The following is a 22,284-nucleotide window of genomic DNA, read 5'->3' as shown; positions in this document are numbered from 1 at the left end:
AGCCGTGGACCGGAGGCGACGGCTGCGGCGCTGCGGGTCTGGAGCAGCCGGGACGGCATCCTGGCCGTCGGCCTGCTCGACGGGCCGGACCTGCTGCGCGTCGGCCTCCGACCCGACCACCAGCGTGACCCTGCGCTCGCGGAGCAGGTGGTCGCCGACGCGGCCGACCCCGGCCACGGGGTCCTGCCCGAGGGCGGGGTCGCGGTCGAGACGCCCAGCGGTGCGCTCGCGCACGACTGCTGGGGGAGCAGGGGTGGGGCGAGGACGAGCCCTGGGCGGTCCTGCGGCGCGACCTCGACCGGCCGGTGGAGGACCCCGGTATGCCGGTCGAGACCGTCGACACGTCCACCGCGGGCGACTGGGCGCAGGTGCACCGGGCGGCGTTCGGCGGTCGGCTCGGCATGGCGGAGATGCGCTCGCGGTGGGAGGCCCTCGCGGCGGGCACGCCCTTCCGCGAGGCGCGTGGCCTCCTGCTGCGGAGCGACCGGGGCGAGCCGGCGGCGACGATCATCGTCTGGGCGACCGGTGCCGGGCGCGTCGGCGTGATCGAGCCGATGGGCGTGCACCCGGACCACCGTGGTCAGGGTTACGGCCGGGCTGTCACGCTCGCCGGTGCGGCGGCGCTGCGAGACCTGGGCGCCGCGGCCGCCGTCGTGGCGACGACCGCGGCGAACACGGGGGCGGTGGCGACGTATACCTCGGCTGGCTTCGAGCGGCTGCCCGACCGCCGCGACCGCTGCCGCCGCTGAGCGAGCGCCGGCACGCACCTGACCCCGGGTGGTGCGGGGATGGGAGCGGGGTCAGCCGCCGATGGCGCTCATGGGGCGCGGGGGCTGCAGGAAGGTCGGCTGGTTGATGCCGTGCCCGGGCAGCTTGGCGGTGATCGAGGAGCGCAGCAGGGCGGCGAGCTCGTCGTCCGAGGCACCGTCGCGCAGCGGCGTGCGCAGGTCGGTCTCGCCGGTGGCGAAGAGGCAGTTGCGGATCATGCCGTCCGCGGTGAGCCGGACCCGGTCGCAGCTGCCGCAGAAAGGCATGGTCACCGAGGCGATGGCCCCGACCGTGCCCAGCGGCCGGGTCTCCACGTCCGCGCCGAGCGGGCGCACGTCGAAGAGCTCGGCCGGGGCGCTGCCCCGTGTCTCGTCCGGCTGCGCGGTGAGGTCGTAGCCGGTGCGCAGCTTGTCGAGGATCTCCTCGCCGGTGATCATCTGCCGCCGGTCCCAGCCGTGCTGGGCGTCCAGCGGCATCTGCTCGATGAAGCGCAGCTCGTAGCCGTGCTCCAGCGCGAAGGTCAGCAGCCCGACGACGTCCTCGGCGTCGTCGTTGACCCCCCGCATGAGCACGGTGTTGATCTTGACCGGCACCAGCCCGGCCTCCGCGGCGGCGCGCACCCCGTCGAGGGTGTCCTTGAGCCGGTCGCGCTTCGCGAGCTCGATGAAGACGTCGCGGCGCAGCGTGTCCAGGCTGACGTTGACCCGGGTGAGGCCGGCCTCGCGCAGCGCCGAGGCGTTCTTGGCCAGCCCGACCGCGTTGGTCGTCATGCTGATCTCGGGTGCCGGGTCCAGCGCGGCCAGCCCGGCGACGACGTCGACGAGGTCGCGGCGCAGCAGCGGCTCGCCGCCGGTGAGCCGGATCTCCTCGATCCCCATCGAGACGGCCACGTCGGCGAGCCGGACGACCTCCTCGGTGCTGAGCATGGTCGCCCGGGGCAACCAGGGCACGCCGTCCTCGGGCATGCAGTAGGTGCAGCGCAGCGAGCACCGGTCGGTCACGGAGATCCGCAGGTCCCGGTGGACCCGGCCGTAGCCGTCGACGAGCGGCTCACGGGTCACCACGTGTGGTCGCCCCCGCTCACCTGGGAGAGCACGTGCCCGAGCAGCGGGCTGATGATGTCCATCCCCTCGGTCACCGCGGCGGGCCGTCCGGGCAGGTTGACGACGAGGGTGCCCCCGACGCCGCGCTCGGCCGGCCAGTCGACGACACCGACGACGCCGCGGGAGACCGCGGCGTAGGGCGTCTGCCGGGAGCCCTCCCGGCGGATGAGCTCGGCGAGGCCGGGGTTCTCCCGCGTGATGACCTGCCTGGTGCCCTCGGGCGTGAGGTCGCGCGGTCCCATCCCGGTGCCGCCGGTGGTGACGACCAGGCGCGCGCCCTGCCCGACCGCCTCGCGCAGCGCGCCGGCCACGCTGTCCACTCCGTCCGGCACGACGACCGGCTCGGTGACGGCATACCCGATCGCGCGCAGCGCCTGCACGAGCAGGCGGCCGGACTCGTCCTCGCGCCGACCATCGGAGCTGCGGTCGGACACGGTGATCGCGACCGCCCCCTCGCGGAGCGGCTCGGTCTGCGGGTCCACGCTCATCACCTCAGTCTAGGAGCCGCCGGCGACGCCGGCTCGCGCGGCCGACCCGCCCTCGGCAGGCCTCCCCCCGGTCCGGACGGCAGCCGCGGTGTCGCGGGGCAGGGACCAGGGCGCGTGGCCGAGCGCTCCCCTGCTCATGGAGGGGCCGAGCCTCAGAGCAGCCGACCCACCGCGCGGTCCGCCGCGAGCAGGAAGCGCAGCACGATGTCGCGCTCGTCCTCGCTGAGACCCTGCGCGACGTGCTGGAGCTCGGCGAACATCGGCACGAGGTGTCCCATGAGCTCCTCACGCCCGCTCTCGGTCGCCACCACCGCGGTGCGGCGGCGGTCGGTCGGGTGTGCCTGCCGCTCGACGTGCCCACGAGCGACCAGCCGGTCGACGATGCCGCTCGCCGCGGCGGAGGTGACGCCGAGCCGCTGCGCCAGCTCGGTGGGGCCTACCGGCTCGTCCATGACGTGCTCGAGCACGGACAGCTCGGTATGCGTGAGGCCGGCCCGGCGGGCGAGGGCCGGCGTGGCGCGGCGGCCGGAGTCGAGGAGCCGGCGCAGGGCGTCGAGGACCGGCCCCGGCTCCCAACCGTCGACCCACTCGCTCTGCGGGCCGCGACTTCCGTCCGGCACCGGCCGCGTGCTACGTTCTGTCACGAAATATCTCACTTAGTTAGGTATCTACCTGACGACTCTGCCCACACTAGTCCCGGAGGTCAAGCCCGACATGTCCCGACTGATCGCCACGCTGACCGGTCGGCGGTCCTGGATCGTCGCCCTCGTCGGCCTGCTCCTCGGGGTCGCGCTCATCGGTGGCGTCGGCCAGGCCGAGCGCGACGCCTCGGCGCTCGACACGCTGCCGGCCGGTTTCGACAGCACCCAGGGTCAGGCGCTGCTGGACGAGCTGCCGGACGAGGGCAGCAAGGCGGCGATCGTGCTCTTCACCGCCGAGGAGGGCATCGAGGAGTCGCTGCCCGACCTCGCGACGTTGCTGGAGGACGTCGCGCCCGAGGGGACGCAGGCCCCCTCCGGGGGCGCGGGGCAGCCCGAGGGCGGGTCCGGCGGTCAGGCACCCGAGGGCGCGGAGGGCGAGGCCGGCGGTCAGGCACCCGAGGGCGCGGAGGGCGAGGCCGGCGACCAGCCCGGCGGGGAGGCGGGTGCCGAGAGCGGCCCGCCGCCAGGCCTGACCGGCGAGTTCCCGGTCATCCCCGCCGAGGACGGCACGGCGGCGATCAGCGTGCTCGACCTCGACGCACCCACCGCCACCGAGACGGCCGAGGTCGTCTCCACGCTCCGGGCGGACCTCGCCGACGGCGTGCCCGAGGGGGTGACCGCCCAGGTCACCGGCCCAGCCGCGATCGAGGCCGACCTGGCCTCGGTCTTCGACGGCGCCAACGTGACGCTCCTCGCCGTGACCGCCGGCGTGGTCGCCCTGCTGCTCATCGTAACCTACCGCAGCCCGATCCTCTGGGTCGTCCCGCTGCTGGTCGTGGGGGTCGCGGACCAGGCCGCAGCCAGCGCCGCCACCCACGTGCTGAAGGCGGTCGGCATCCCCTGGGACGAGTCGACCATCGGCATCCTCTCGGTGCTCGTCTTCGGCGCCGGCACCAACTACGCGCTGCTGCTCATCAGCCGCTACCGCGACGAGCTGCGCACCCACTCCTCGCGGCACGAGGCGATGGCGCTGGCGCTGCGGCGGGCGTCCGAGGCGATCCTCGCCAGCGCCAGCACCGTCGTCGTCGGCGTGCTGTGCCTGCTGCTCTCGGCCTTCCCGTCCACCCGCGGCCTCGGGCTCGCCTGCGCCGTCGGGGTGCTCGTCGCGATGGCCTTCGTCCTGCTCGTGCTACCCGGTGCGCTGGTCCTCTTCGGTCGCTGGATCTTCTGGCCGCAGGTGCCGCGCGAGGGCCAGGCGGTGCTCGCGGACTCCCGGTCGCTGTGGCGACGCATCGGCGACGCGGTCGCCGCCGCGCCGGCGGCATACATCGCCGGGACGCTCGTGCTCTTGGCGGCGATGGCCTTCGGGCTCACCCAGCTGCGCAGCGGGCTGGCGCCGGAGGACCAGTTCCTCGAGACCCCGGAGGCGATCACCGCCGCCGAGCGGCTCGGCGAGTCCTTCCCCGCCGGCACCTCCGACCCGCTCGTCGTCGTCACCCGGGGCGACCAGGCGCAGGTCGACGAGCTGGCCACCGCGGTCGAGGACGTCGACGGCGTCACCCAGGTCACCCCGGTCGCCCCCGCGGACGGCATCGGCCAGGTGCAGGTCGTCCTCGAGGCCGAGCCGGGCAGCGACGAGGCGCAGGCGGCGGTCGGCGAGGTCCGCGCCGCGGTCGAGGGGTATGCCGACACCCACGTGACCGGCGGCGACGCCACCGCGCTCGACGAGGAGGAGGGCAACGTGCGGGACCGTCTGGTGGTCATGCCGTTGGTCCTGGCGCTGGTGCTGCTCACCCTCGTCGGGCTGCTGCGCTCGGTGCTCGCGCCGGTCATCCTCGTGACCTCGGTCGTGGCGACGTTCTGCGCTGCCCTGGGTGTCTCGTGGTGGCTGTTCACCGGCGTCCTCGGCTTCGGTGCCATCGATGCCGGTATGCCGTTGCTGGCCTTCCTCTTCCTCGTCGCGCTGGGCGTGGACTACAACATCTTCCTCATCACCCGCACGCTGGAGGAGGCGGGCGAGCACGGCACCCGCGACGGGGTGCTGCGGGCGCTGGGCGCGACCGGTGGCGTCATCACCAGCGCCGGCATCCTGCTCGCCGCGGTCTTCGCGGTGCTCGGGGTGCTGCCCCTCGTCGTGCTCGCGCAGATCGGTGTGGTCATCTGCATCGGCGTGCTGCTCGACACCCTGGTGGTGCGCACGGTCCTGGTGCCGGCGATCGTGCGGGTGCTCGGCGAGCGGTTCTGGTGGCCGCGGCGGGTCGACCACGCTGGCCGGCACCGGGAGGGCGAGCCCGAGCCCGCGACGGTCTGAGCGGTCGCGCTCAGGGGCGGCCGGTGAAGAGCTGGTCGACCGGCGCGTGGTCGTCGGTGAGCACCTCGGCCCCCTCCGCCAGCTCGTCGACCCGCTCCGGGGTGAGCGCGCGCATACCTCCGCCGTGCTCGGCCGTCGCCGCCTCGACCGCCGCCGGGTCGATCGGGGCGTCCGAGGCGAGCACGACGAAGTTGCCGCCCGGTTCCGGGCGGTCGTCGTGGGTGAGGACGGCGACGTGCTCGAAGAGCGTGCGCAGGGTGACGACCTCGGCGGCCAGGAAGTCCAGGCCCTCGTAATCGATGATGTTGAGCGCGACGAGCCCGTCCGGCCGCAGCACGCGGTCGACATCGGCGAAGGTCTCGGCCGTCGCGAGGTGCCACGGCGCGGCGACCCCGCCGAAGGCGTCGCCGACATAGACGTCGTAGCTGTCGGTCTCGAGCCCGGCGACCGCGACCCGGCCGTCCTGGACGTCGACGGTGAGGCGATCGGAGTCCGGCAGCGGCAGCCGCTCGCGCACCAGCTCGACGACGCCCGGGTCGATCTCGACGACCGAGTTGGCCCCGGCCTCGCGGTAGGCCACCTGGTAGCGCGGCAGCGTCATCGCGCCGCCGCCGACGTGCAGCACGTCGAGCCGCTCGTCCGCGGGCGCCCAGGTGTCGAGCGCGCCCGCGAGCGTGCGGACATACGCGAACTCGAGGTATGCCGGGTCGTCCAGGTCGACGTAGCTGTGCCGCAGCGTGTCGAGCACCAGGGTGCGGCCGCCCTCGCGGTCGGGATCGGCGACGACCGAGGCGCAGTGGTAGCGGGTCTCGACCTGGCACGGGTCCGGCGCGATGAGCCCCAGCCCGGCGCCGGCGATCGCGACCGTGAGCGCGCCAGCTGTGCCGACGCCGGGCTCGACCCCGCCGCGCCGGGCGGTGACGACGAGAGCGAAGCCGGCGGCCATGAGCACCAGACCGGTGGCCAGCAGGATGACGCTCGTGCGCAGCAGCGCGACGAGGACGAATCCGGTGACGAAGGTGGCCGCGATCGCACCGAGGGTGCCGATGGCGGAGAGGCGGCCGACGACCGAGCCGGTCTCGGTGAGCGCGCCGAGCTGCAGCTTCACCACCATCGGCGGGATCGCCGAGAGCACCGCGGCGGGGGCGAAGACGGTGACCGCCGCGAGCAGGATGGCCATGCTCGCCGACTGCTCGGGCGGGGTGAAGGCGGTGACCCAGCGGATCGCGGGGCTGATCGTCAGCGTCAGCGCGCCGCCGAGGACGAGCAGCGGGCCGATGAGACCGCGCGGCGAGGTGCGGTCGGCGGTGGCCCCGCCGGCCCAGGCGCGAAGGCGATCGCCGCCAGCGCCAGGCCGATGACCGCGGTGTTGGTCTCCAGGGTGACGCCGACGTAGGGCGCGATGAGCCGCAGCGCCGTGATCTCCAGGACCAGGACGGCCGCCGAGGACCCGAAGGTGACGACGGCCGCGACCCACGGGGCCAGGGCGGCGGGGGTGGCGCCGCTCGGGGTGTCGGCTCGGGGGGTGGCGCGCGGGGTGGCGTCCCCGCGGGGGTCCTGCGGTTGGGGTCGGGGACTCACCCGGTCGAGCCTACGGGCCGGTCGGGCAGGGCCGGCGACTCGCCGGTCGCGACCGGCTCAGTCGTTCAGGTGAACGCCTGAGCCGTTCTCGTCGGGCGCGTCGCCGGGACGGGCCTGTTCGAGAGCGGCGCGGTGCCAGGTATGCAGCTGCCCGACCTCGTCCTGGGTGGGCATCTGACCCTCGAAGATCGTCCGGCTGCTCGCGCCACGGATGACGAGGCGCTCGGGGTTCCCCGGGGCGGGCCGAATCTCGGTGACGTCGGTCCACGCGACGTGCCCGCTGCCGTGGAAGAGGCTCCGGTGCAGGCCATCTGCACTGGCGCTGATGTCGTCCACCCCACGGAGCAGCGCCACCAGGAGCGCCACCGTCAACAGGCCCACGACCACGGCCAGGAGGCGCCACCGGGCAGAGTGGTCCGTCCATCCGAGTGCCTGGGGGATCCACATGAGGCCTTGCAGCGCCAGAACGGCGACGAAGAGCCAGTGCTGGGTGCGGGGAGCGCGGATGCGGACCGACGGCATACCTGAGTCTGTCACCGTATGACGCACACCGCCGCCGGACCGGGCAGTCGCGTCAACCGAGCACGCCGGCGGCGGCGTGGTGGCGGCCGATGGGCAGCACCATGGGCTTGCCGGAGACCGGGTCAGGGACGACCTGGCTGCGCAGGCCGAAGACCTGCTCGACCGTCGGCGCGGTGAGCACCTCCTCGGGGGTGCCGCCGGCCAGCAGCCGCCCGCCGCACATGGCGACGAGGTGGTCGGCATACCGGGCGGCGAGGTTGAGGTCGTGCAGCACCATGACGATCGTCGTGCCGCGGGTGCGGTTGAGGTCGGTGAGCAGGTCGAGGACCTCGATCTGGTGGCAGATGTCGAGGTAGGTCGTGGGCTCGTCCAGGAGCAGGATGTCGGTCTGCTGGGCCAGCGCCATGGCGATCCAGACGCGCTGGCGCTGCCCGCCGGAGAGCTCGTCGACGGCGCGGTCCACGAGGTCGGTGGTGCCGGTGAGCTCCAGGGCCTCCTCGACCGCCTGCTCGTCGGCGGCCGACCAGCGTGTGAGCATCCGCTGGTGCGGGCTGCGGCCTCGCGCGACGAGGTCGGCGACGGCGATGCCCTCCGGCGCGATGGGGCTCTGCGGCAGCAACCCCATGATGCGCGCGACCGCCTTGGTCGGCTGGGTGTGCACCGCCTTGCCGTCGAGCACCACCTGACCCTCGCTCGGCGCGAGCAGCCGGGACAGTGCGCGCAGCAGCGTCGACTTGCCGCACGCGTTGGCGCCGACGATCGTCGTGATCTGCCCCGGCGGGACGGTGAGGTCCAGTCCGTCGACGACGGTGCGGTCGCCGTAGCCGAGGTGGACGTGCTCGGCGACGAGCGTGTGCGAGGCGGTCATAGCGAACCTCCGGCGCGGTTGGTGCGGACGAGCAGGTAGACGAGGTAGGGCGCCCCGAGGACGCCGGTGATGACCCCGACGGGGTAGCGGGTGCCGAAGAGGTGCTGCCCGGCGAGGTCGGCGGCCAGCACGAGCAGCGCACCGGTGAGCGCGGCGGGCACCATGAGCGAGCCACCGGCCCCCACGATGCGGGCGGCGATCGGTCCGGCGAGGAAGGCCACGAAGGCGATGGGGCCGGCCGCTGCGGTCGCGAAGGCGATGAGGGCCACGGCGGCGACGATGACGGTGAGCCGGGTCCGCTCCACCCGCACGCCCAGCGCGCTGGCGGTGTCGTCGCCGTGCTGCAGCAGGTCGAGCTGCCGCGACTGGGCGAGCAAGGCGGGCATGAGGACCGCGGACGCCACGACGAGCGGCAGCACGACCCCCCAGGTCGCGCCGTTGAGGCTGCCGGTCAGCCAGCGCATCGCGACCTGCAGGTCCCACGCCGCGGCGCGGACGATGACGTAGGCGACGACCGAGTCCAGCATCGCGGCGATGCCGATGCCGATGAGGATGAGCCGGGTCCCGAGCACCCCATCGCGGTAGGCGAGCAGGTAGATGACCAGGGCCGTCACGAGGGCGGCCACGATAGCCAGCACGGAGACGAGGGCCTCGTCCACGCGGAGCACGACGATCCCGATCACCGCCGCGGCGCTGGCCCCCGCGCTGATCCCGATGATGTCCGGCGAGGCCAGCGGGTTGCGCAGCATGGTCTGGAAGGTGACGCCGGCCATACCCAGGGCGGCCCCGGCCACCAGACCCAGCACGGCGCGCGGCAGCCGCAGCGTCCCGACGGTGAAGGTCGCGCCTGGCACGTCCTGGCCCAGGACCACCCGCCAGACCTCGCCGGGCCCGTAGAACGTCTGGCCCACCATCAGGCTGACGGCGAAGAGCGCGACGACGAGCAGCCCGAGCAGGCCGACGGCGCGGCGCCGGCTCGCGGCACGGCGGCGGCGACCCAGCCGCAGCGCGGACGGGGCCGGACGGGCGTCGGTGGCGTCACCGGTGCGCGTGCTCACAGCGCCCTCGCCCGCATCCGCCGCACGATGATGATGAAGACCGGCGCTCCGATGAGCGCGGTGATGATGCCGACGTCGACCTCCGCGGGTCGGGCGACGACGCGGCCGACCACGTCGGCCAGGGTGAGCAGCACCGCGCCCACGAGCATCGACAGCGGCAGCAGCCACCGGTGGTCGGTCCCGACGACGAGCCGGCAGGCGTGCGGCACGACGAGCCCGACGAAGCCGATGGGCCCGGCGACCGCGGTCGCGGCGCCGCAGAGCGTGACCGCGCCGACGGCGGCGAGCGCCCGGGTCAGCGCCACCCGCTCGCCGAGGCCGGCTGCCAGGTCGTCGCCGAGCGCCAGCGAGTTGAGGCCACGCGCCACGGCGGCGGACATGAGCGTGCCTGCGGCGAGGAAGGGCAGCGCCGTGAGGATCTTCTCCGGCGTCGCGCCGCCGACGCCGCCGATCTGCCAGAACCGGAAGGAGTCCATCACCTGGATGCGCGGCAGCAGGATGGCGCTCACCAGGGAGGAGAACGCCGCGGACATGGCCGCCCCGGCCAGCGCCAGCTTGAGCGGGGTGGCGCCGCCGCGGCCCATCGAGCCGATGGCGTAGACGACAGCAGCAGCGACCGCGGCCCCGACGATGGCCACCCAGATGTAGCCGCCGGAGGTGCTGAGGCCGAAGAAGGCGATGCCGACGACCACCGCGAGCGAGGCGCCAGAGGTGACCCCGAGGATGCCGGGGTCGGCGAGCGGGTTGCGGGTGACGCCCTGCATCACCGCGCCGGCCAGCCCGAGGGCAGCGCCCACCAGCATCGCCAGGAAGGTGCGCGGCACGCGCTGGGCGACCGCCGCTTGGGAGATGTTGTCCTGCGCTCCGCCGAGGGCGGCGATGAGATCGGCATACCCGATCTCGCGGGCGCGAAGGTGACCGACAGGACGCCGGCGAGCACCAGGCGCCTAGCGCACGAGCAGCGTCGTGGCGCGGTATGCCCTCGTGTCACCCCGCCGCCGCGCTGCGCGTGCAGGCGCGTCCGGCGGGGCGGAGGTGAGGGTGTCCGTCACCGGCTCTTCTCGGCGGCGGCGGAGACCAGGTCGAGGAAGTCGGTCAGGCCCCACTCGATGGCGAGCGGCGAGGGGTTGGCAGCCGCGGCGAGCGGGGTGTCGTTCTCCAGCATGACGACGGCACCGTCGGCGACGGCCGGGATCTCCGAGACCAGCGCGTTGTCCTGCAGCTCGGTGAGCAGGGCGTCGTCGCCGTAGGTGACGAGCACGTCGACGTCCGCGAGCAGGTCGGCGTTCTCGGCACTGACCGTCTCGTAGAACGTCTCGCTCTCCGCGGAGCGCTCGCTGACCAGCTCGGGCGTGGTCATCCCGATCTCCTCGAAGAAGAGAGCGCGCGGGTCGTGCGTGGTGTAGAAGCCGACCTGGCTGAGGTCGTCGGTGCTGTGCGAGCTGAACATCGCGCTCTTGCCCTCGAGCGCCGGGTAGTCGGCGACGGTGTCCGAGACGTAGCCTTCGATCTCCTCGACCAGCGCATCGCCCTCCTCGGCGAGGCCCAGGGCCTGGCTGTTGAGCTCGACCATCTGCTGCCAGGTGGTGCCCCACGCCAGCTCGGGGTAGGCGACGACCGGTGCGATCTGGCTGAGCGTGTCGTACTCCTCCTGCGTCAGGCCGGAGTAGGCGGCGAGGATGACGTCGGGCTCGGTGTCGGCGACCGCCTCGAAGTCGATGCCGTCGGTCTCGTCGAAGAGCACCGGGGTCTCGGCGTCGAGCTCGGTGAGCGCGTCCTCGACCCACGGCAGGACGCCGTCCTTGTCGTCGTCGCCCCAGGTGGCCTCGCTCATGCCGACCGGCACGACGCCGAGGGCGAGCGGGACCTCGTGGTTGGCCCAGGCGACGCTCGCCACGCGCTCGGGCTGCTCCTCGATGGTGGTCTCGCCGAAGGCGTGCTCGATGGTGACCGGGAAGGCGCCCGACGCCGCGTCGGCGGAGGTCTCCGAGTCCGTCCCGTCGCCGGCGGCGGTGTCGGCGTCGTCGCCGCAGGCGCTGAGGACCAGGGCTGCGGACAGGGCCGTGGCGGTCCCCAGGACGCGAAGCGTATGCATGATGCTCCTTAGTGAAGTTAGGTAAGGCGCACCTAATGTATATCCTGTCCCTGGATGTGTCCGAAGGTACCCGGACCGCCGCGCACTGGAGCCCACCGCGAGGAGAACGACATGGCGAGGAACGAGACGCAGGCCGCACGCCGCAAGCCGGCGCACGCCCGCCCGCTGCGGCTGCAGGTCCGCGGCGCCCACCGACCGACGCCGACCTTCGCCCGGATCACGCTCGGGGGGGCGGAGCTGGCCGACTTCGGGCCGATGGGCGACGACCAGTGGTTCCGCCTCTTCCTGCCCACCGGTGGCAGCGAGTCGCTCCGTCACGTGCCGGACAAGCTGACGACCGCCTCGTATGCCCGCTACATGCTCATCCCGGCGGCGCAGCGCCCGGTCATCCGCAACTACACGGTCCGCGCCTACCGCCCGCACGGCGAGCTGGGCGAGGGCCCTGAGATCGACGTCGACTTCGTCGTCCACGGCACCGAAGAGGCCGGGGACGCCGGGCCGGCCTCGCTGTGGGCGCAGTCCTGCTCGGTCGGCGACGAGGTCGCGATCATCGACGAGGGCGCGATCTTCAACCCGCCGCCGGGCTCGGCGCTGCTGCTCGCGGCCGACGAGTCCGCGCTGCCGGCCTTGGCGGGCATCCTGCGGCACGCGCCGCGCGACGCCGTCGGCACCGCGGTCGTCGAGGTGCCGGACGCCGCGGACCGGCAGGTGCTCGACGAGCCGATCGGCGTCGAGGTGCGCTGGGTGGTGCGCGCGGCCGGCGACCGTCCCGGCGCCGCCGCGCAGGCGGAGATGGCGCGCGTGCCCGTGCCCGACGGTGACGTGTATGCCTGGGTCGCCGGCGAGTCCGACCTCGCCACCGCGCTGCGCCGGCACTGGGTGCGCGCGGGCATACCCAAGACGCGGATCAGCTTCTGCGGCTACTGGAAGGCCGGCACGAGCCACTGAGGCCCGGGTCGGCGGCCCCTACCGCAGACCGCTGCGGGCCAGCCCCGCGACGAAGAACCGCTGCGCCACCACGAAGAGCGCCAGGATGGGCAGCATCGACAGCAGCGCCCCGGCCATGAGGGTCGGGTAGTCCGTGGCGTACTGACCCTGCAGGAAGGCCAGGCCGACCGGCAGCGTGTAGAGCTCCGGGTCGCGCAGCGCCACGAGCGGCCAGGCGAACTCGTTCCAGCGGTACATGAACGTCATGACGACGAGCACCGCCACCAGCGGCCGGGCCAGCGGGAGGATGACCCGGGTGAAGACCTGCCACTGGTTCGCGCCGTCCAGCCGTGCTGCCTCGAGCAGCTCGTCCGGGATGGACATGAGGTACTGCCGCGCGAGGAAGATGCCGAAGGCTCCGCCGACCGCGGGATGATGACGGCCCAGTAGGAGTTGACCCAGCCGAGCTGGGCCACGAGCTCGAACTGCGGGATGAGCAGCACCTGGACGGGGATCATCAGGGTGGCGACGATCGCCATGAGGACCACGGCCCGGCCCGGGAAGCGCCGCTTGGCCAGGACGTAGCCGGCCAGCAGGTCCACGACCACCGTCAGCACCACGGCGACCACCGCGATCGCCAGCGAGTTCACCGCCCACGTCGTCACGGGGTAGTTCGCGACCGCCTCACGCACGGTGGTGAGGCCCAGCTCGCCGAGGTCCGGGAGGCCACCGCCGACGAGGCTGCCCGGCGGCGAGAGCGCCGTCAGCGTCATCCACACCAGGGGGAAGAGCCAGACCAGGGAGATGATCGTCAGGGCCAGGAAGCGCCAGCGACGCGCGGACCGTGCCGCGCGCTCACGCGGGTTGGTGCCCGCCGTCGTGGTGCTCATACCGACTCCTCCGCATCGCGCTGGGCCCGCCACCACAGGATCGTGGCGGCCAGGATGACGACGAAGACGACCACGCCCAGCGCCGTGCCGTAGCCGAGCTGGCGCGCCTCGAAGCCCTCGGCGTAGGCATACGTGACGAGCAGCTCGGTCGCCCGCCCCGGACCCCCACCGGTCATCACCCACACCAGGTCGAAGACCTGGAAGGTCTCGATGACGAGGATGACGGTGAGGAAGAAGGTCGTCGGCTGGATCTGCGGGATGGTCACGTGCCGCAGCCGTTGCCACCAGCCCGCCCCGTCCAGCGCGGCCGCCTCGTGCAGGTGGTGGTCGACGTTCTGCAGCGCACCGAGGTAGATGATCGCGGCGAGACCGACGCGCGACCAGGTGAGCATGAGCAGGACCACGAGCATCGCGGGGCCCCCGCCGGACTGCCAGGAGACCGGCCCGAGACCGACGACGCCCAGCAGGTCGTTCACGACGCCGACGTTCTCGTCGAAGATGAAGCGGCCGGCCATCGCGACGACCACCCCGGAGATGACGACCGGCGCCAGCACGATGCTGCGGAAGACCGCCCGCCCGCGCACCTCGCCCTGGAGCAGCATGGCGATCCCGAGCCCGAGGACGAGGGCCAGCGGCACCGAGACGACAGCCAGCAGCACGGTGTTGAAGGAGGCGCGCCAGAAGGCGTCGTCGCCGAGCATCTGGCGGTAGTTGCCCAGGCCCACCCACTCCGCGTCACCGACCCCGCTGTCGGCGGTGAAGGAGGTGATGATCGCGCTGACGAGCGGGCCGAAGAGGAAGACGCCGAAGAGCACCAGGGCGGGCAGCAGCAGGGCGTAGGACGTCAGGTGGTCGCGGGTGCGCGTGGTCATCGGCGCACCTCCCCGGCGACGGCGCGCAGGAGATCTCGCGCGACGTCCTCGTCGGATCTGGCCCCCGCGAGGAAGGCGAGCTCGAGCTGGTCCACGAGGGTGCTGTTGACCGCATTGAACTGCGGAATCGTGACCTGCTGCACGAGCCGGGGCTGCACGACCTCGATCTGGTCGACGAACTGCCGCATCGCGTCCGGGTATGCCGGGAAGTCGAGGGAGCCCACGTCCACGTCGCCTCGGGTGGGCAGCACCCCGGTCGCGCCGGCGAAGTCCGCCTGCTGCTGCGTGCCCATGCAGTAGGCGGCGAAGGCGGTGGCGGCCTCGGCCCGGGGACCGTCGACCACGGCCAGGGCGCTGCCGCCCAGGTCGGCGCTCGCCCGGTCCTGGCGGGGCAGGGGCGTCGCGACCCAGTCGAAGGGGACGTCCAGCGCCGGGAGCGAGAAGCTGCCGACGAAGGCCATCGCCACCGTCTCGGCACCGAAGAGCTGGTCGGTGTACTGGCTGCTCTTCGGCAGGGCCGAGCTCGGGGTGAGGCCGTCGCGGAAGAAAGAGCGGGTGACCGACAGGGCGGCGACCACCGCCGCCGGGTCGTCGGTGACGTCGTCGAGGCTCTCCGCGAGGAGTCGCCCGCCGGCCTGGTCGACCCAGTTGAGCCAGCGGTAGGCCCCGGCCTGCTGCCAGTTGACCGCGAGCGCCGTGCGGCCGCCGGTGGCCTCGTCGGCGATCCGGCGCGCGACGTCCAGCAGCTCCTCCCAGGTCCAGGCCTCGTCGACGTCGGTCGGGATGGAGCGGACCCCGGCCGCCTCGGCCGCGGCCGTGTTGACCAGGACCATCGAGGTGTCGGTGTGGTGCGGCATACCGAAGGTGCCCTCGTCGTCGGTGACGGCGGCCCAGAACTGCTCGGCGACCACCGCCTCCAGCTCCGCCGCGACTCCGGGGTCGACACTCGCGAGGACGCCCTGGCTGCGGTAGAGGCCGATGTCGTTGTAGGTCACGCGGAACAGGTCCGGCGGCGAGCCGGTGCGCAGGGCGGTGTCGACCGTGGTCAGCGCCTGCGAGAAGGGCACGATCTGCAGCTGCACGTCGACGCCGGTGTCGTCGCGGAAGCCCTGGATGAGGGAGCGGAAGGCCGCCTCCTCCTCCGGTCCGGCCCAGAGCGTGAGCTGGAGGACGTCGGTCGGCCGGTTCGCGCCGGTGTCCTGCAGCGTGAAGCCCTGGCAGCCCGACAGGCATGCGGCGGCCGCACCCAGCAGGGCGGTCCTGCGTGTCACTCGCAGGTCTCGTCCCCCCGGTGCGGTGGTGACCCCGGTCATTCGCGGATGGGAGCCGCGAGGTGACCGTCGGTCTCGTGTGTGGTCATGTGCTGCTCCTTCGGTCAGGAGCGGGGCAGCGTCACGATATGCCCAGGTCACGGACGCGGCAACGCGAAGCGTCGAGAGTGGCCGGGCCTCTCAGAGGATGAAGCGGAAGAGCGGGCTGTCCGGCTGGATGGGCTCGATCTGCAGCGAGCTGGCGTCCATGCGCCGGAGCAACGGCTGCAGGTCCTCGCGGGCACCGAGCTCGATGCCGACGAGGGCCGGGCCGGTCTCGCGGTTGTTGCGCTTGACGTACTCGAACAGCGCGATGTCGTCGTCCGGCCCGAGCACCTCGTCGAGGAACTGGCGCAACATGCCCGGCTCCTGCGGGAAGTCGACGAGGAAGTAGTGCTTGAGGCCCTCGTGGATGAGCGAGCGCTCCATGACCTCGGGGTAGCGCAGCAGGTCGTTGTTGCCGCCCGAGACGACCACGACGACGTCGAGCCCGGTCAGGTCGCCGACCGCGTCCAGCGCTGCCGCCGCCAGGGCCCCGGCGGGCTCGGCGATGATGCCGTCGCTCTGGTAGAGCCGGATCATCTCGGTGCAGATGCGGCCCTCGGGAACCGCGACGAGCTCGGGGGTATGCCGTCGCACCACGTCGAAGGTGTGCGCGCCGACCTTCTGCACGGCCGCCCCGTCGACGAAGCGGTCGATCTCGGGCAGCGCCACCGGTTCCCCGGCGTGGGTGGCGGCCATCATGCTGGCGGCGCCGGCGGGCTCGGCGGCCACGACCCGCACCTGCGGCGCGTGCTCGCCGAACCAGGTGAGGCACCCGGCGAGCAGCCCCCCGCCCCCGCAGGGCACGACGACGACGTCCGGCGGGCCGGGCAGGTCCTCGCTGATCTCCCGGGCGATGGTGCCCTGACCGGCGATGGTGTGCGGGTGGTCGAAGGCCGGCACCAGGGTCGCCCCGGTCCGCTCGGCGTCGGCCACCGCCGCGGCGGCCGCCTCGTCGTAGGTCCGGCCCACCACGACGACCTCGACCCAGTCGCCGCCGATGGTGGCGACCCGGTCGCGCTTCTGCCGCGGGGTGTTGGCGGGCAGATAGATCCGCGCGTTGACGCCGAGGGTCGCGCAGGCATACGCGACACCCTGAGCGTGGTTGCCGGCGCTCGCGCAGACCACCCCCGCCCAGATCTGCTCGCTGTCGAGCTGGGCGATGAGGTTGGCCGCGCCACGGCCCTTGTAGGACCGCACCGGCTGCAGGTCCTCCCGCTTCACCCAGACCCGCGCACCGGTCTCCTCGGAGAGGCGGGTGGTGCGCTCCAGCGGCGTCCGGTGCACCCGGCCGGCGATCCGCTGCGCCGCGGCGTCGACGTCGGCGGCGGTGGGCAGCGAGGGGGAGTGGACCGGCATACCCCGATCGTAGGGGTGACGCCGGGTCAGGCCGAACCGCTCAGGCGATGAGTGCGACGATCGACACGGCGATGAGCATCGTGAACAGCCCGGCGAAGACCGCCAGCAGCCCGCCCCAGCCGGACCGGCACCCCCCGGCGAGCACGAAGGAGGACTCGTCGTGCGGGTCGACGAGCACGTCGACGTCGAAGGGGAAGCGCCGCATCGTGCCGTGCGACATCCCGAGCTGCGAGGTGGTGCGGTGCACGGTGCCACGCGCGTCGGTGCGCTCGATCCGCCAGTGCTGGACCGCGTGGTCGGCAGCTCCGCGCCATTCGTAGCCGACGACGGTGGCCCGCTCCCGTCGCCACCGGCTGGCGCGGGAGGCCTGCCGGGCGACGCTGCGTCCGCCGAGGAGGATGAGCGAGATGCCGACCACGGCGCCGACGATGCCGATGATCGCGGCGATCGGAGGACCCTCCACGACGTCCCCGGTCAGCCGAACATGATCGCGGCTTCGTCCCACTGGTCGCGCGGGACGGTCTTGAGCGCGCTCGTGGCGTCACGGAGGTTGACACCGACGATGTCGATCCCCTGCAGGGCCACCATCGTCCCCCACTTCTTGGCGCTCACGGCGTCGATCGCGGCGGTGCCGAAGCGGGTGGCGAGCACCCGGTCGTAGGAGCTCGGGACGCCGCCGCGCTGCAGGTGCCCCAGCGTGGTGTTGCGGGTCTCGATGCCGGTGCGCTCCTCGACGAGCCGGGTGACGGCCTCGCCGATCCCGCCGAGCAGCGGGCGCCCGAAGCCGTCGACCCGGTCGCTGGCGACCTGGTCCGCCCCGGCGAAGGTGAAGCCCTCGGCGACGACGATCGTCGGCGCGCGGCCACGGTCCATGGCGTTCTGCACCCACTCGCACAGCTGCTCCGGCGCCACCGGCACCTCGGGGATGAGGATGGCGTGGGCGCCGCTGGCGATGCCCGCGTGCAGCGCGATCCACCCGACGTGCCGCCCCATGACCTCGACGATCATGCACCGGGAGTGCGCCTCGCCGGTGGTCCGGAGCCGGTCGATCGACTCGGTGGCGATCGACACGGCGGTGTCGAAGCCGAAGGTGCGGTCGGTGGCCGACAGGTCGTTGTCGATGGTCTTGGGCACGCCGACGATGTTGATGCCCTCGTCGTGGAACATCCGGGCGACGGTCAGCGTCCCCTCGCCGCCGATCGCCACGAGCGCATCGATCTCGTGCTTGTCCATCACCTCCTTGACCCGGTCGGTGCCGCCGGTGCGGATCGGGCTGATCCGGGAGGTGCCGAGGATGGTGCCGCCGACCTTGGACAGCCCGCGGACCTTCTTGCGGGGCAGCGGGATGATGTCGTCCTCGACGAGGCCGCGGAAGCCGTCCTTGATCCCGACGAACTCGTGCTCGTAGATCCGGTCGCCCTTGAGCACGACGCCGCGGATGACGGCGTTGAGGCCGGGGCAGTCTCCGCCTGAGGTCAGCAGGCCGATCTTCATCATGTGTCCTTCACGACAGGGCGGGTGATGCGCGTGGGCGCCAGCCACCCCAGGGACGGTGACCGGCGCCGATGCGCTCCCAGGGTATGACGTCACGTCACCTCGGTTCCACTTCCGCCCAGCGGCCGCCGGCCGCCGACCGGCGGCACCGACGTTGTGGCATCGTGTGCGCCATGTCGACCGCCGCCGCCGCGCCCTCCTCGCACACCTCCTCACTCGTCCTCGCCGACCGGCTGGTGCCGCGTCGTGGCGTGCTCACCGACGTCGCGCTGGTCGCGGGCGGCGTCGTCGTGGTCTCGCTGCTCGCGCTGGTGCAGTTCCGCATCGGGCCGGTGCCGATCACCGGCCAGACGCTGGGTGTGATGCTCGTCGGCTCCGCACTCGGTATGCGCCGGGGCGCCGCCACGCTGGTGACCTACCTGCTGGTCGGGCTCGCCGGAGCGCCGGTCTTCGCCGGCGGTGGTGGGCCGGCCTACGTCACCGCGCCCTCGTTCGGCTACCTCATCGGCTTCGTCGCCGCTGCGGCCATCGCGGGCTGGGCCGCCGAACGGGCCTGGGACCGGCACGTCGGGCTGGCCATGGTCGGCTTCCTGCTCGCGACCGCCGCGCCCTTCCTCGTCGGTGTGCCCTACATGGCGGCGCTCCTGCAGCTGAGCGACCCGGCCGCGATCGCCGCGATCGGCGTGACGCCGTTCATCGTGCCGGGGATCATCAAGGCCGGCGTCGCCGCCGCGATCTTCCCGGCGGCCTGGGCGGTCGTGCGCCGCCTCGACGCCGACCGCTGAGCGCGGGTCCGCGCGTCGGTCGGGCCAGGCGTCCGGCTCCTCCTCACCGCGGGGGTCAGCGGTCCTCGGCCTCCTCGAGGGCGGTCCGGGCGGCGTCCCGCCGGGCACGCGCCTCGGTGAGCTGTTCGTCGGCCTGCTCCTGCGCCTCCCGCGCCCGCTCCACCGACTGCTGCGCCTTCGCGGCGTGCTGCTCCGCCTGCGCCAGCAGGCGGCGGGCCTGGTCCACCCCGGCCTCGGCCACCCGCACCTTGTCCTGCGCCGAGGTCGCCGCCTCTGCCTCGGCCCTGCGCCGCTCACGCGCCGCCTCCACCTCGCTCTCCGCCGTCTGCAACGCCGACCGCAAGGCCTCCAGGTCCGTGTCCTCGGCGGTCGAGTCCTCGCCCTGCGGAGCCGAGCCCCCGCCGGCCGGAGCAGACCCGTCGCCGCCCGCAGCCGGTCCGTCGCCGCCCGACGCAGACCCGTCGCCGCCCGCAGCCGGTCCGTCGCCGTCCGACGCAGACCCCACCTCCGTATCGATGGTCTCGCGGATGTCCTCCTCAGCCGTCTGCCCGCCACCGTCGATGCGGGTGAGCACCACCCCGGTGCTGGTGCGCGCCACGGCGTCGGCCACGTCGACCTCGCCGAACCCGCTGTAGGACAGCGCACGGGTCAACGTGCCGCCGAGCACGAGCTCGGTCGCCTCTGCGTCCGCCAGGGCCGCGACGGCCGTGTCCCGCACCTCGCTCTCGACGGCTCCCGTCAGGGGTGCTGCGGCGTGCTCGCGGGCGGCCGTGACCCAGGCCCGCAGGAGCTCGTCCCGCTCGCCGCGCAGCCCCGTGAGCCCGGCAGCGTCCATGGCCGACTGCGCGTGCCGCAGCCGCGCGCCGACGTCCCGGAGCGCCTCGACCACCGGGTCCTGGGCGCGCACGAGCGCGTTGACGGCGGCAGCCGAGACGCTCGGCTTGCGCAGGCCGGCGACCTCCTTCGCCGTGTCCTTGCGGCCCTCGGAGCGCAGCCGCGCGACCCACTCCTTGCGGGTGGCGACGAAGTCGGCGGGGGCGACGGCATACACGGCGGAGACCGCCGCGCGCAGCGCCTCCTCGTCAGCCTCCTCCGCCATGCACGGCAGGCTAGCCCTCCTGTCGCGCGGACCTGCGCGGCGCCGAGAGGGCCTGGCGGTGAGCGTATGTCCGACGCGCCGCGCGGACGGGACTGCCGTCGTGCGGCTGGCACACTGGCGCGGGTGACGCCCGCTCCCTACCTCGCCCTCGTGCTCGGGGTCGCCATCCTCTGCCAGCTCGTGGCCTACCGCCTGCGGGTGCCCTCGATCCTGCTGCTCCTGATCGCCGGCTTCGGCCTGGGTCAGTGGGTCTCGCCGGAGAGCGTGCTCGGGCGCGACCTGCTCTTCGCTGGCGTCAACCTGGCCGTCGGCATCATCCTCTTCGAGGGCTCGCTCTCGCTGCGCTTCCGTGAGCTGCGGGGCCTCAGCAGCGCTGTCCTGCGGCTCTGCTCGGTCACCGTCCTGCTCGCCTGGGGGCTCGCCGCCGCGGCCGGCGTCGTGGCCGGCGTGGACTGGCAGCTCTCGCTGCTCGTCGGTGCGGTGCTCGTGGTCACCGGCCCCACCGTCATCGCCCCGATCATCCGGCAGCTGCGCCCCACCCGCCGGGTCTCCTCGATGCTGCGGTGGGAGGGCATCGTCGTCGACCCGATCGGCGCGATCCTGGCCGTCCTCGTCTTCCAGGCGCTCATCGTCGGCGGTCCGGACGGGGCGCTCACGACGGCCGCCCTGACGCTGGGACGCACGCTGCTCATCTCCACCGTCCTCACGCTCGTCTTCGGGGTCCTGCTGGAGGGGGCGATGCGCCGCCACCTCATCCCCGACTTCCTCGAGGGCGTGGCCTTCCTCGCGGTGGCCGTGGGATCCCTGGTCATCTCCAACGAGCTGCAGGCCGAGAGCGGGCTGCTCACCGTGACGATGCTCGGCATCTACCTCGCGAACCGGCCCGGGCTGCGGCTGGAGCACGTGCGGGAGTTCAAGGAGCACCTGCAGGTGCTCATCGTCGGTGCCCTCTTCGTGCTGCTCGCCGGGCGGGTCAGCCCCGGCGAGGTCGTCGCCATCGCCCCCACGGCGGCCCTCTTCGTGCTGCTGCTCGTGCTGGTCGTCCGCCCGGCGTCGGTGGCTCTCGGGCTGCTGGGCACCGAGGCGACCCGCGAGGAGCGGACCCTGCTCGCCTTCATGGCGCCGCGCGGCATCGTCGCCGCAGCGGTGACGAGCATCTTCGCGCTGGAGATCGAGCACGCGGCCGACGAGGCCAGGCACGCCGCCGCGCTCGGCGGCGACACCCCGCAGGAGACGCTGGCGCTGGAGGCCTCGGCGCAGCGCCTGGAGCAGCTGGTGCTCGAGTCCTCCGGGCTGGTGCCGCTGGTCTTCGTGACCATCGTGGTGACCGTGGCCCTCTACGGCCTCGGTGTCGGGCGGCTCGCCGAACGGCTCGGCCTGGCGACCACCTCGCCGCACGGCGTGCTCTTCGCCGGGGCTCCGGTGTGGGCCCGCCAGGCGGCCGGCGTGCTCGGCGAGCTCAAGGTGCCGACGTTGCTCGTCTCGCTGGCCCCCAGCGAGGTCGCGCAGGCGCGGATGTCCGGGCTCAAGGTCGAGCGCACGCACATCCTGTCGGAGTATGCCGTCGAGGACATGGAGCTCGCCGGCATCGGCTCGCTGGTCGCGGCCACCCACGACGACGACACCAACTCCACCGCCGCGCGCGAGTTCGGGCACGCGCTGGGGCAGGCCAACACCTACCAGCTGCGCCGGCAGGGGGAGCCGCTCCCGCGCAGGTCGCAACCCAAGGAGCGGGAGGTCGACCAGGACGAGCAGCGGATGACCGAGTCCCGAGCCAAGCAGCAGACCGCCAGCAAGCTCACCGCCCGGGTCGCCTTCTCCCCGCCGATGTCCGCCCCGGAGCTGGACGCCGCGACCCGCGAGGGCATGCAGGTGCGGCGCACCAAGCTCACCGACCAGCACACCCTGGACGACTTCCGCGCCCGGGAGCCCGACGCGGTCCTGATGTTCCTCGTCGTCGACGGCGTCGCCACCGTGGTCACGCCGCGGACGCACCTGCCGCAGGAGGGCGCGACGCTGGTCGCCCTGGTGCGTGGCGGGTGAGGCATCCGCGACACGCCGCCTGATCGCC

At 73.4% G+C, this 22,284-nt stretch carries 22 protein-coding genes and 1 pseudogene; 5 read left to right on the top strand and 18 right to left on the bottom strand.

All coding sequences use genetic code 11. From position 1 onward, the window contains the following. Positions 1-320: 320 nt before the first annotated feature. On the top strand, positions 321-749 hold the full coding sequence (locus tag BJF80_RS20100; protein WP_237767528.1) for a GNAT family N-acetyltransferase: 429 nt from the start codon (positions 321-323) through the stop codon (positions 747-749). Between the two features lie 51 nt (positions 750-800). Here the strand turns inward: BJF80_RS20100 and moaA are convergent, their stop codons facing one another. From moaA to BJF80_RS09685, 3 genes are all read right to left on the bottom strand, one after another. Beyond that, entirely contained in the window at positions 801-1,832 is a 1,032-nt protein-coding gene (moaA, locus tag BJF80_RS09695) for a GTP 3',8-cyclase MoaA (protein ID WP_083673587.1), read from the bottom strand. Continuing rightward, on the bottom strand, positions 1,826-2,359 hold the full coding sequence (locus BJF80_RS09690) for a MogA/MoaB family molybdenum cofactor biosynthesis protein (protein WP_075813195.1): 534 nt from the start codon (positions 2,357-2,359) through the stop codon (positions 1,826-1,828). Before BJF80_RS09690 ends, moaA begins: the two co-directional genes overlap by 7 nt. Before the next feature lie 152 nt (positions 2,360-2,511). After that, entirely contained in the window at positions 2,512-2,979 is a 468-nt protein-coding gene (locus BJF80_RS09685; protein WP_083673586.1) for a MarR family winged helix-turn-helix transcriptional regulator, read from the bottom strand. Positions 2,980-3,073: 94 nt separating this feature from the next. Between BJF80_RS09685 and BJF80_RS09680 the strand changes: the two genes are divergently transcribed. Beyond that, a complete protein-coding gene (locus BJF80_RS09680) occupies positions 3,074-5,311 on the top strand; it encodes an MMPL family transporter (RefSeq protein WP_075813193.1) in 2,238 nt (745 codons plus the stop codon). Between the two features lie 10 nt (positions 5,312-5,321). On the opposite strand, the gene BJF80_RS09675 is transcribed toward BJF80_RS09680, so the two are convergent. From BJF80_RS09675 to BJF80_RS09650, 7 genes and pseudogenes are all read right to left on the bottom strand, one after another. Then, on the bottom strand, positions 5,322-6,581 hold the full coding sequence (locus BJF80_RS09675; RefSeq protein ID WP_237767558.1) for a fused MFS/spermidine synthase: 1,260 nt from the start codon (positions 6,579-6,581) through the stop codon (positions 5,322-5,324). Next, complete coding sequence (locus tag BJF80_RS20095) at positions 6,557-6,892, bottom strand: hypothetical protein (protein WP_143554065.1); 336 nt, start codon at positions 6,890-6,892, stop codon at positions 6,557-6,559. Before BJF80_RS20095 ends, BJF80_RS09675 begins: the two co-directional genes overlap by 25 nt. Positions 6,893-6,949: 57 nt before the next feature. Further along, positions 6,950-7,414 carry a hypothetical protein gene (locus tag BJF80_RS09670; RefSeq protein WP_075813191.1) on the bottom strand — a complete coding sequence of 155 codons (465 nt, stop codon included), beginning with the start codon at positions 7,412-7,414 and terminating at the stop codon, positions 6,950-6,952. A gap of 52 nt (positions 7,415-7,466) precedes the next feature. Next, positions 7,467-8,282 (bottom strand): ABC transporter ATP-binding protein, encoded by an 816-nt coding sequence (locus BJF80_RS09665; protein WP_083673585.1) that lies wholly within the window; start codon positions 8,280-8,282, stop codon positions 7,467-7,469. Continuing rightward, positions 8,279-9,340 carry a FecCD family ABC transporter permease gene (locus BJF80_RS20090; RefSeq protein ID WP_075813189.1) on the bottom strand — a complete coding sequence of 354 codons (1,062 nt, stop codon included), beginning with the start codon at positions 9,338-9,340 and terminating at the stop codon, positions 8,279-8,281. The genes BJF80_RS09665 and BJF80_RS20090 overlap by 4 nt, the downstream gene beginning before the upstream one ends. Further along, positions 9,337-10,248 (bottom strand): annotated as a pseudogene (locus BJF80_RS09655) (FecCD family ABC transporter permease); the annotation flags it as partial. The gene BJF80_RS20090 and the pseudogene BJF80_RS09655, both read right to left, overlap by 4 nt. A gap of 140 nt (positions 10,249-10,388) precedes the next feature. Continuing rightward, positions 10,389-11,435: an iron-siderophore ABC transporter substrate-binding protein gene (locus BJF80_RS09650; RefSeq protein ID WP_075813187.1), complete on the bottom strand. Its 1,047-nt coding sequence runs from the start codon at positions 11,433-11,435 to the stop codon at positions 10,389-10,391. A gap of 111 nt (positions 11,436-11,546) precedes the next feature. Between BJF80_RS09650 and BJF80_RS09645 the strand changes: the two genes are divergently transcribed. Continuing rightward, entirely contained in the window at positions 11,547-12,383 is an 837-nt protein-coding gene (locus BJF80_RS09645) for a siderophore-interacting protein (protein ID WP_075813185.1), read from the top strand. Between the two features lie 18 nt (positions 12,384-12,401). Here the strand turns inward: BJF80_RS09645 and BJF80_RS17765 are convergent, their stop codons facing one another. The 7 genes from BJF80_RS17765 to BJF80_RS09615 form a co-directional block, all read right to left on the bottom strand. After that, positions 12,402-12,728: a carbohydrate ABC transporter permease gene (locus BJF80_RS17765; protein WP_237767556.1), complete on the bottom strand. Its 327-nt coding sequence runs from the start codon at positions 12,726-12,728 to the stop codon at positions 12,402-12,404. Then, a complete protein-coding gene (locus BJF80_RS20085) occupies positions 12,626-13,252 on the bottom strand; it encodes an ABC transporter permease family protein (protein WP_237767527.1) in 627 nt (208 codons plus the stop codon). The genes BJF80_RS17765 and BJF80_RS20085 overlap by 103 nt, the downstream gene beginning before the upstream one ends. Further along, positions 13,249-14,124 carry a carbohydrate ABC transporter permease gene (locus tag BJF80_RS09635; protein WP_075813183.1) on the bottom strand — a complete coding sequence of 292 codons (876 nt, stop codon included), beginning with the start codon at positions 14,122-14,124 and terminating at the stop codon, positions 13,249-13,251. Before BJF80_RS09635 ends, BJF80_RS20085 begins: the two co-directional genes overlap by 4 nt. Beyond that, the gene (locus BJF80_RS09630; protein ID WP_158068367.1) at positions 14,121-15,395 is read right to left on the bottom strand and encodes an extracellular solute-binding protein; all 1,275 of its coding nucleotides are present in this window, start codon (positions 15,393-15,395) and stop codon (positions 14,121-14,123) included. The genes BJF80_RS09635 and BJF80_RS09630 overlap by 4 nt, the downstream gene beginning before the upstream one ends. A gap of 180 nt (positions 15,396-15,575) precedes the next feature. After that, the gene (gene ilvA, locus BJF80_RS09625; protein ID WP_075813179.1) at positions 15,576-16,835 is read right to left on the bottom strand and encodes a threonine ammonia-lyase IlvA; all 1,260 of its coding nucleotides are present in this window, start codon (positions 16,833-16,835) and stop codon (positions 15,576-15,578) included. Positions 16,836-16,875: 40 nt separating this feature from the next. Continuing rightward, entirely contained in the window at positions 16,876-17,298 is a 423-nt protein-coding gene (locus tag BJF80_RS09620) for a hypothetical protein (RefSeq protein ID WP_075813177.1), read from the bottom strand. Positions 17,299-17,309: 11 nt separating this feature from the next. Continuing rightward, entirely contained in the window at positions 17,310-18,329 is a 1,020-nt protein-coding gene (locus BJF80_RS09615; protein ID WP_075813556.1) for a 6-phosphofructokinase, read from the bottom strand. A gap of 173 nt (positions 18,330-18,502) precedes the next feature. Between BJF80_RS09615 and BJF80_RS09610 the strand changes: the two genes are divergently transcribed. After that, on the top strand, positions 18,503-19,114 hold the full coding sequence (locus BJF80_RS09610) for a biotin transporter BioY (protein WP_075813175.1): 612 nt from the start codon (positions 18,503-18,505) through the stop codon (positions 19,112-19,114). Between the two features lie 55 nt (positions 19,115-19,169). Here the strand turns inward: BJF80_RS09610 and BJF80_RS09605 are convergent, their stop codons facing one another. Continuing rightward, positions 19,170-20,213, bottom strand: a complete 1,044-nt coding sequence (locus tag BJF80_RS09605; protein WP_075813173.1) for a hypothetical protein — start codon at positions 20,211-20,213, stop codon at positions 19,170-19,172. A gap of 123 nt (positions 20,214-20,336) precedes the next feature. Between BJF80_RS09605 and BJF80_RS09600 the strand changes: the two genes are divergently transcribed. Further along, positions 20,337-22,256: a cation:proton antiporter gene (locus BJF80_RS09600; protein WP_075813171.1), complete on the top strand. Its 1,920-nt coding sequence runs from the start codon at positions 20,337-20,339 to the stop codon at positions 22,254-22,256. Positions 22,257-22,284: the final 28 nt, after the last annotated feature.

Origin of the sequence: Serinicoccus sp. CUA-874, assembly GCF_001942225.1 — a bacterium.
Classification (GTDB): domain Bacteria; phylum Actinomycetota; class Actinomycetes; order Actinomycetales; family Dermatophilaceae; genus Ornithinicoccus; species Ornithinicoccus marinus.
Note: the sequence above shows the minus strand (reverse complement) of the source record. Positions and strands in the feature narration are given on the sequence as shown.

What these genes read in the sequence shown, in the direction of transcription:
- BJF80_RS09610 (WP_075813175.1), top strand. Translation starts at nt 18,503, where the DNA reads ATGTCGACCGCCGCCGCCGCGCCCTCCTCGCACACCTCCTCACTCGTC.
- BJF80_RS09645 (WP_075813185.1), top strand. Translation starts at nt 11,547, where the DNA reads ATGGCGAGGAACGAGACGCAGGCCGCACGCCGCAAGCCGGCGCACGCC.
- ilvA (WP_075813179.1), bottom strand. Translation starts at nt 16,835, where the DNA reads ATGCCGGTCCACTCCCCCTCGCTGCCCACCGCCGCCGACGTCGACGCC.
- BJF80_RS09670 (WP_075813191.1), bottom strand. Translation starts at nt 7,414, where the DNA reads ATGCCGTCGGTCCGCATCCGCGCTCCCCGCACCCAGCACTGGCTCTTC.
- BJF80_RS09690 (WP_075813195.1), bottom strand. Translation starts at nt 2,359, where the DNA reads ATGAGCGTGGACCCGCAGACCGAGCCGCTCCGCGAGGGGGCGGTCGCG.
- BJF80_RS09665 (WP_083673585.1), bottom strand. Translation starts at nt 8,282, where the DNA reads ATGACCGCCTCGCACACGCTCGTCGCCGAGCACGTCCACCTCGGCTAC.
- BJF80_RS09635 (WP_075813183.1), bottom strand. Translation starts at nt 14,124, where the DNA reads ATGACCACGCGCACCCGCGACCACCTGACGTCCTACGCCCTGCTGCTG.
- BJF80_RS09650 (WP_075813187.1), bottom strand. Translation starts at nt 11,435, where the DNA reads ATGCATACGCTTCGCGTCCTGGGGACCGCCACGGCCCTGTCCGCAGCC.
- BJF80_RS20085 (WP_237767527.1), bottom strand. Translation starts at nt 13,252, where the DNA reads ATGAGCACCACGACGGCGGGCACCAACCCGCGTGAGCGCGCGGCACGG.
- BJF80_RS09615 (WP_075813556.1), bottom strand. Translation starts at nt 18,329, where the DNA reads ATGAAGATCGGCCTGCTGACCTCAGGCGGAGACTGCCCCGGCCTCAAC.
- BJF80_RS20100 (WP_237767528.1), top strand. Translation starts at nt 321, where the DNA reads ATGCCGGTCGAGACCGTCGACACGTCCACCGCGGGCGACTGGGCGCAG.
- BJF80_RS09680 (WP_075813193.1), top strand. Translation starts at nt 3,074, where the DNA reads ATGTCCCGACTGATCGCCACGCTGACCGGTCGGCGGTCCTGGATCGTC.
- BJF80_RS09605 (WP_075813173.1), bottom strand. Translation starts at nt 20,213, where the DNA reads ATGGCGGAGGAGGCTGACGAGGAGGCGCTGCGCGCGGCGGTCTCCGCC.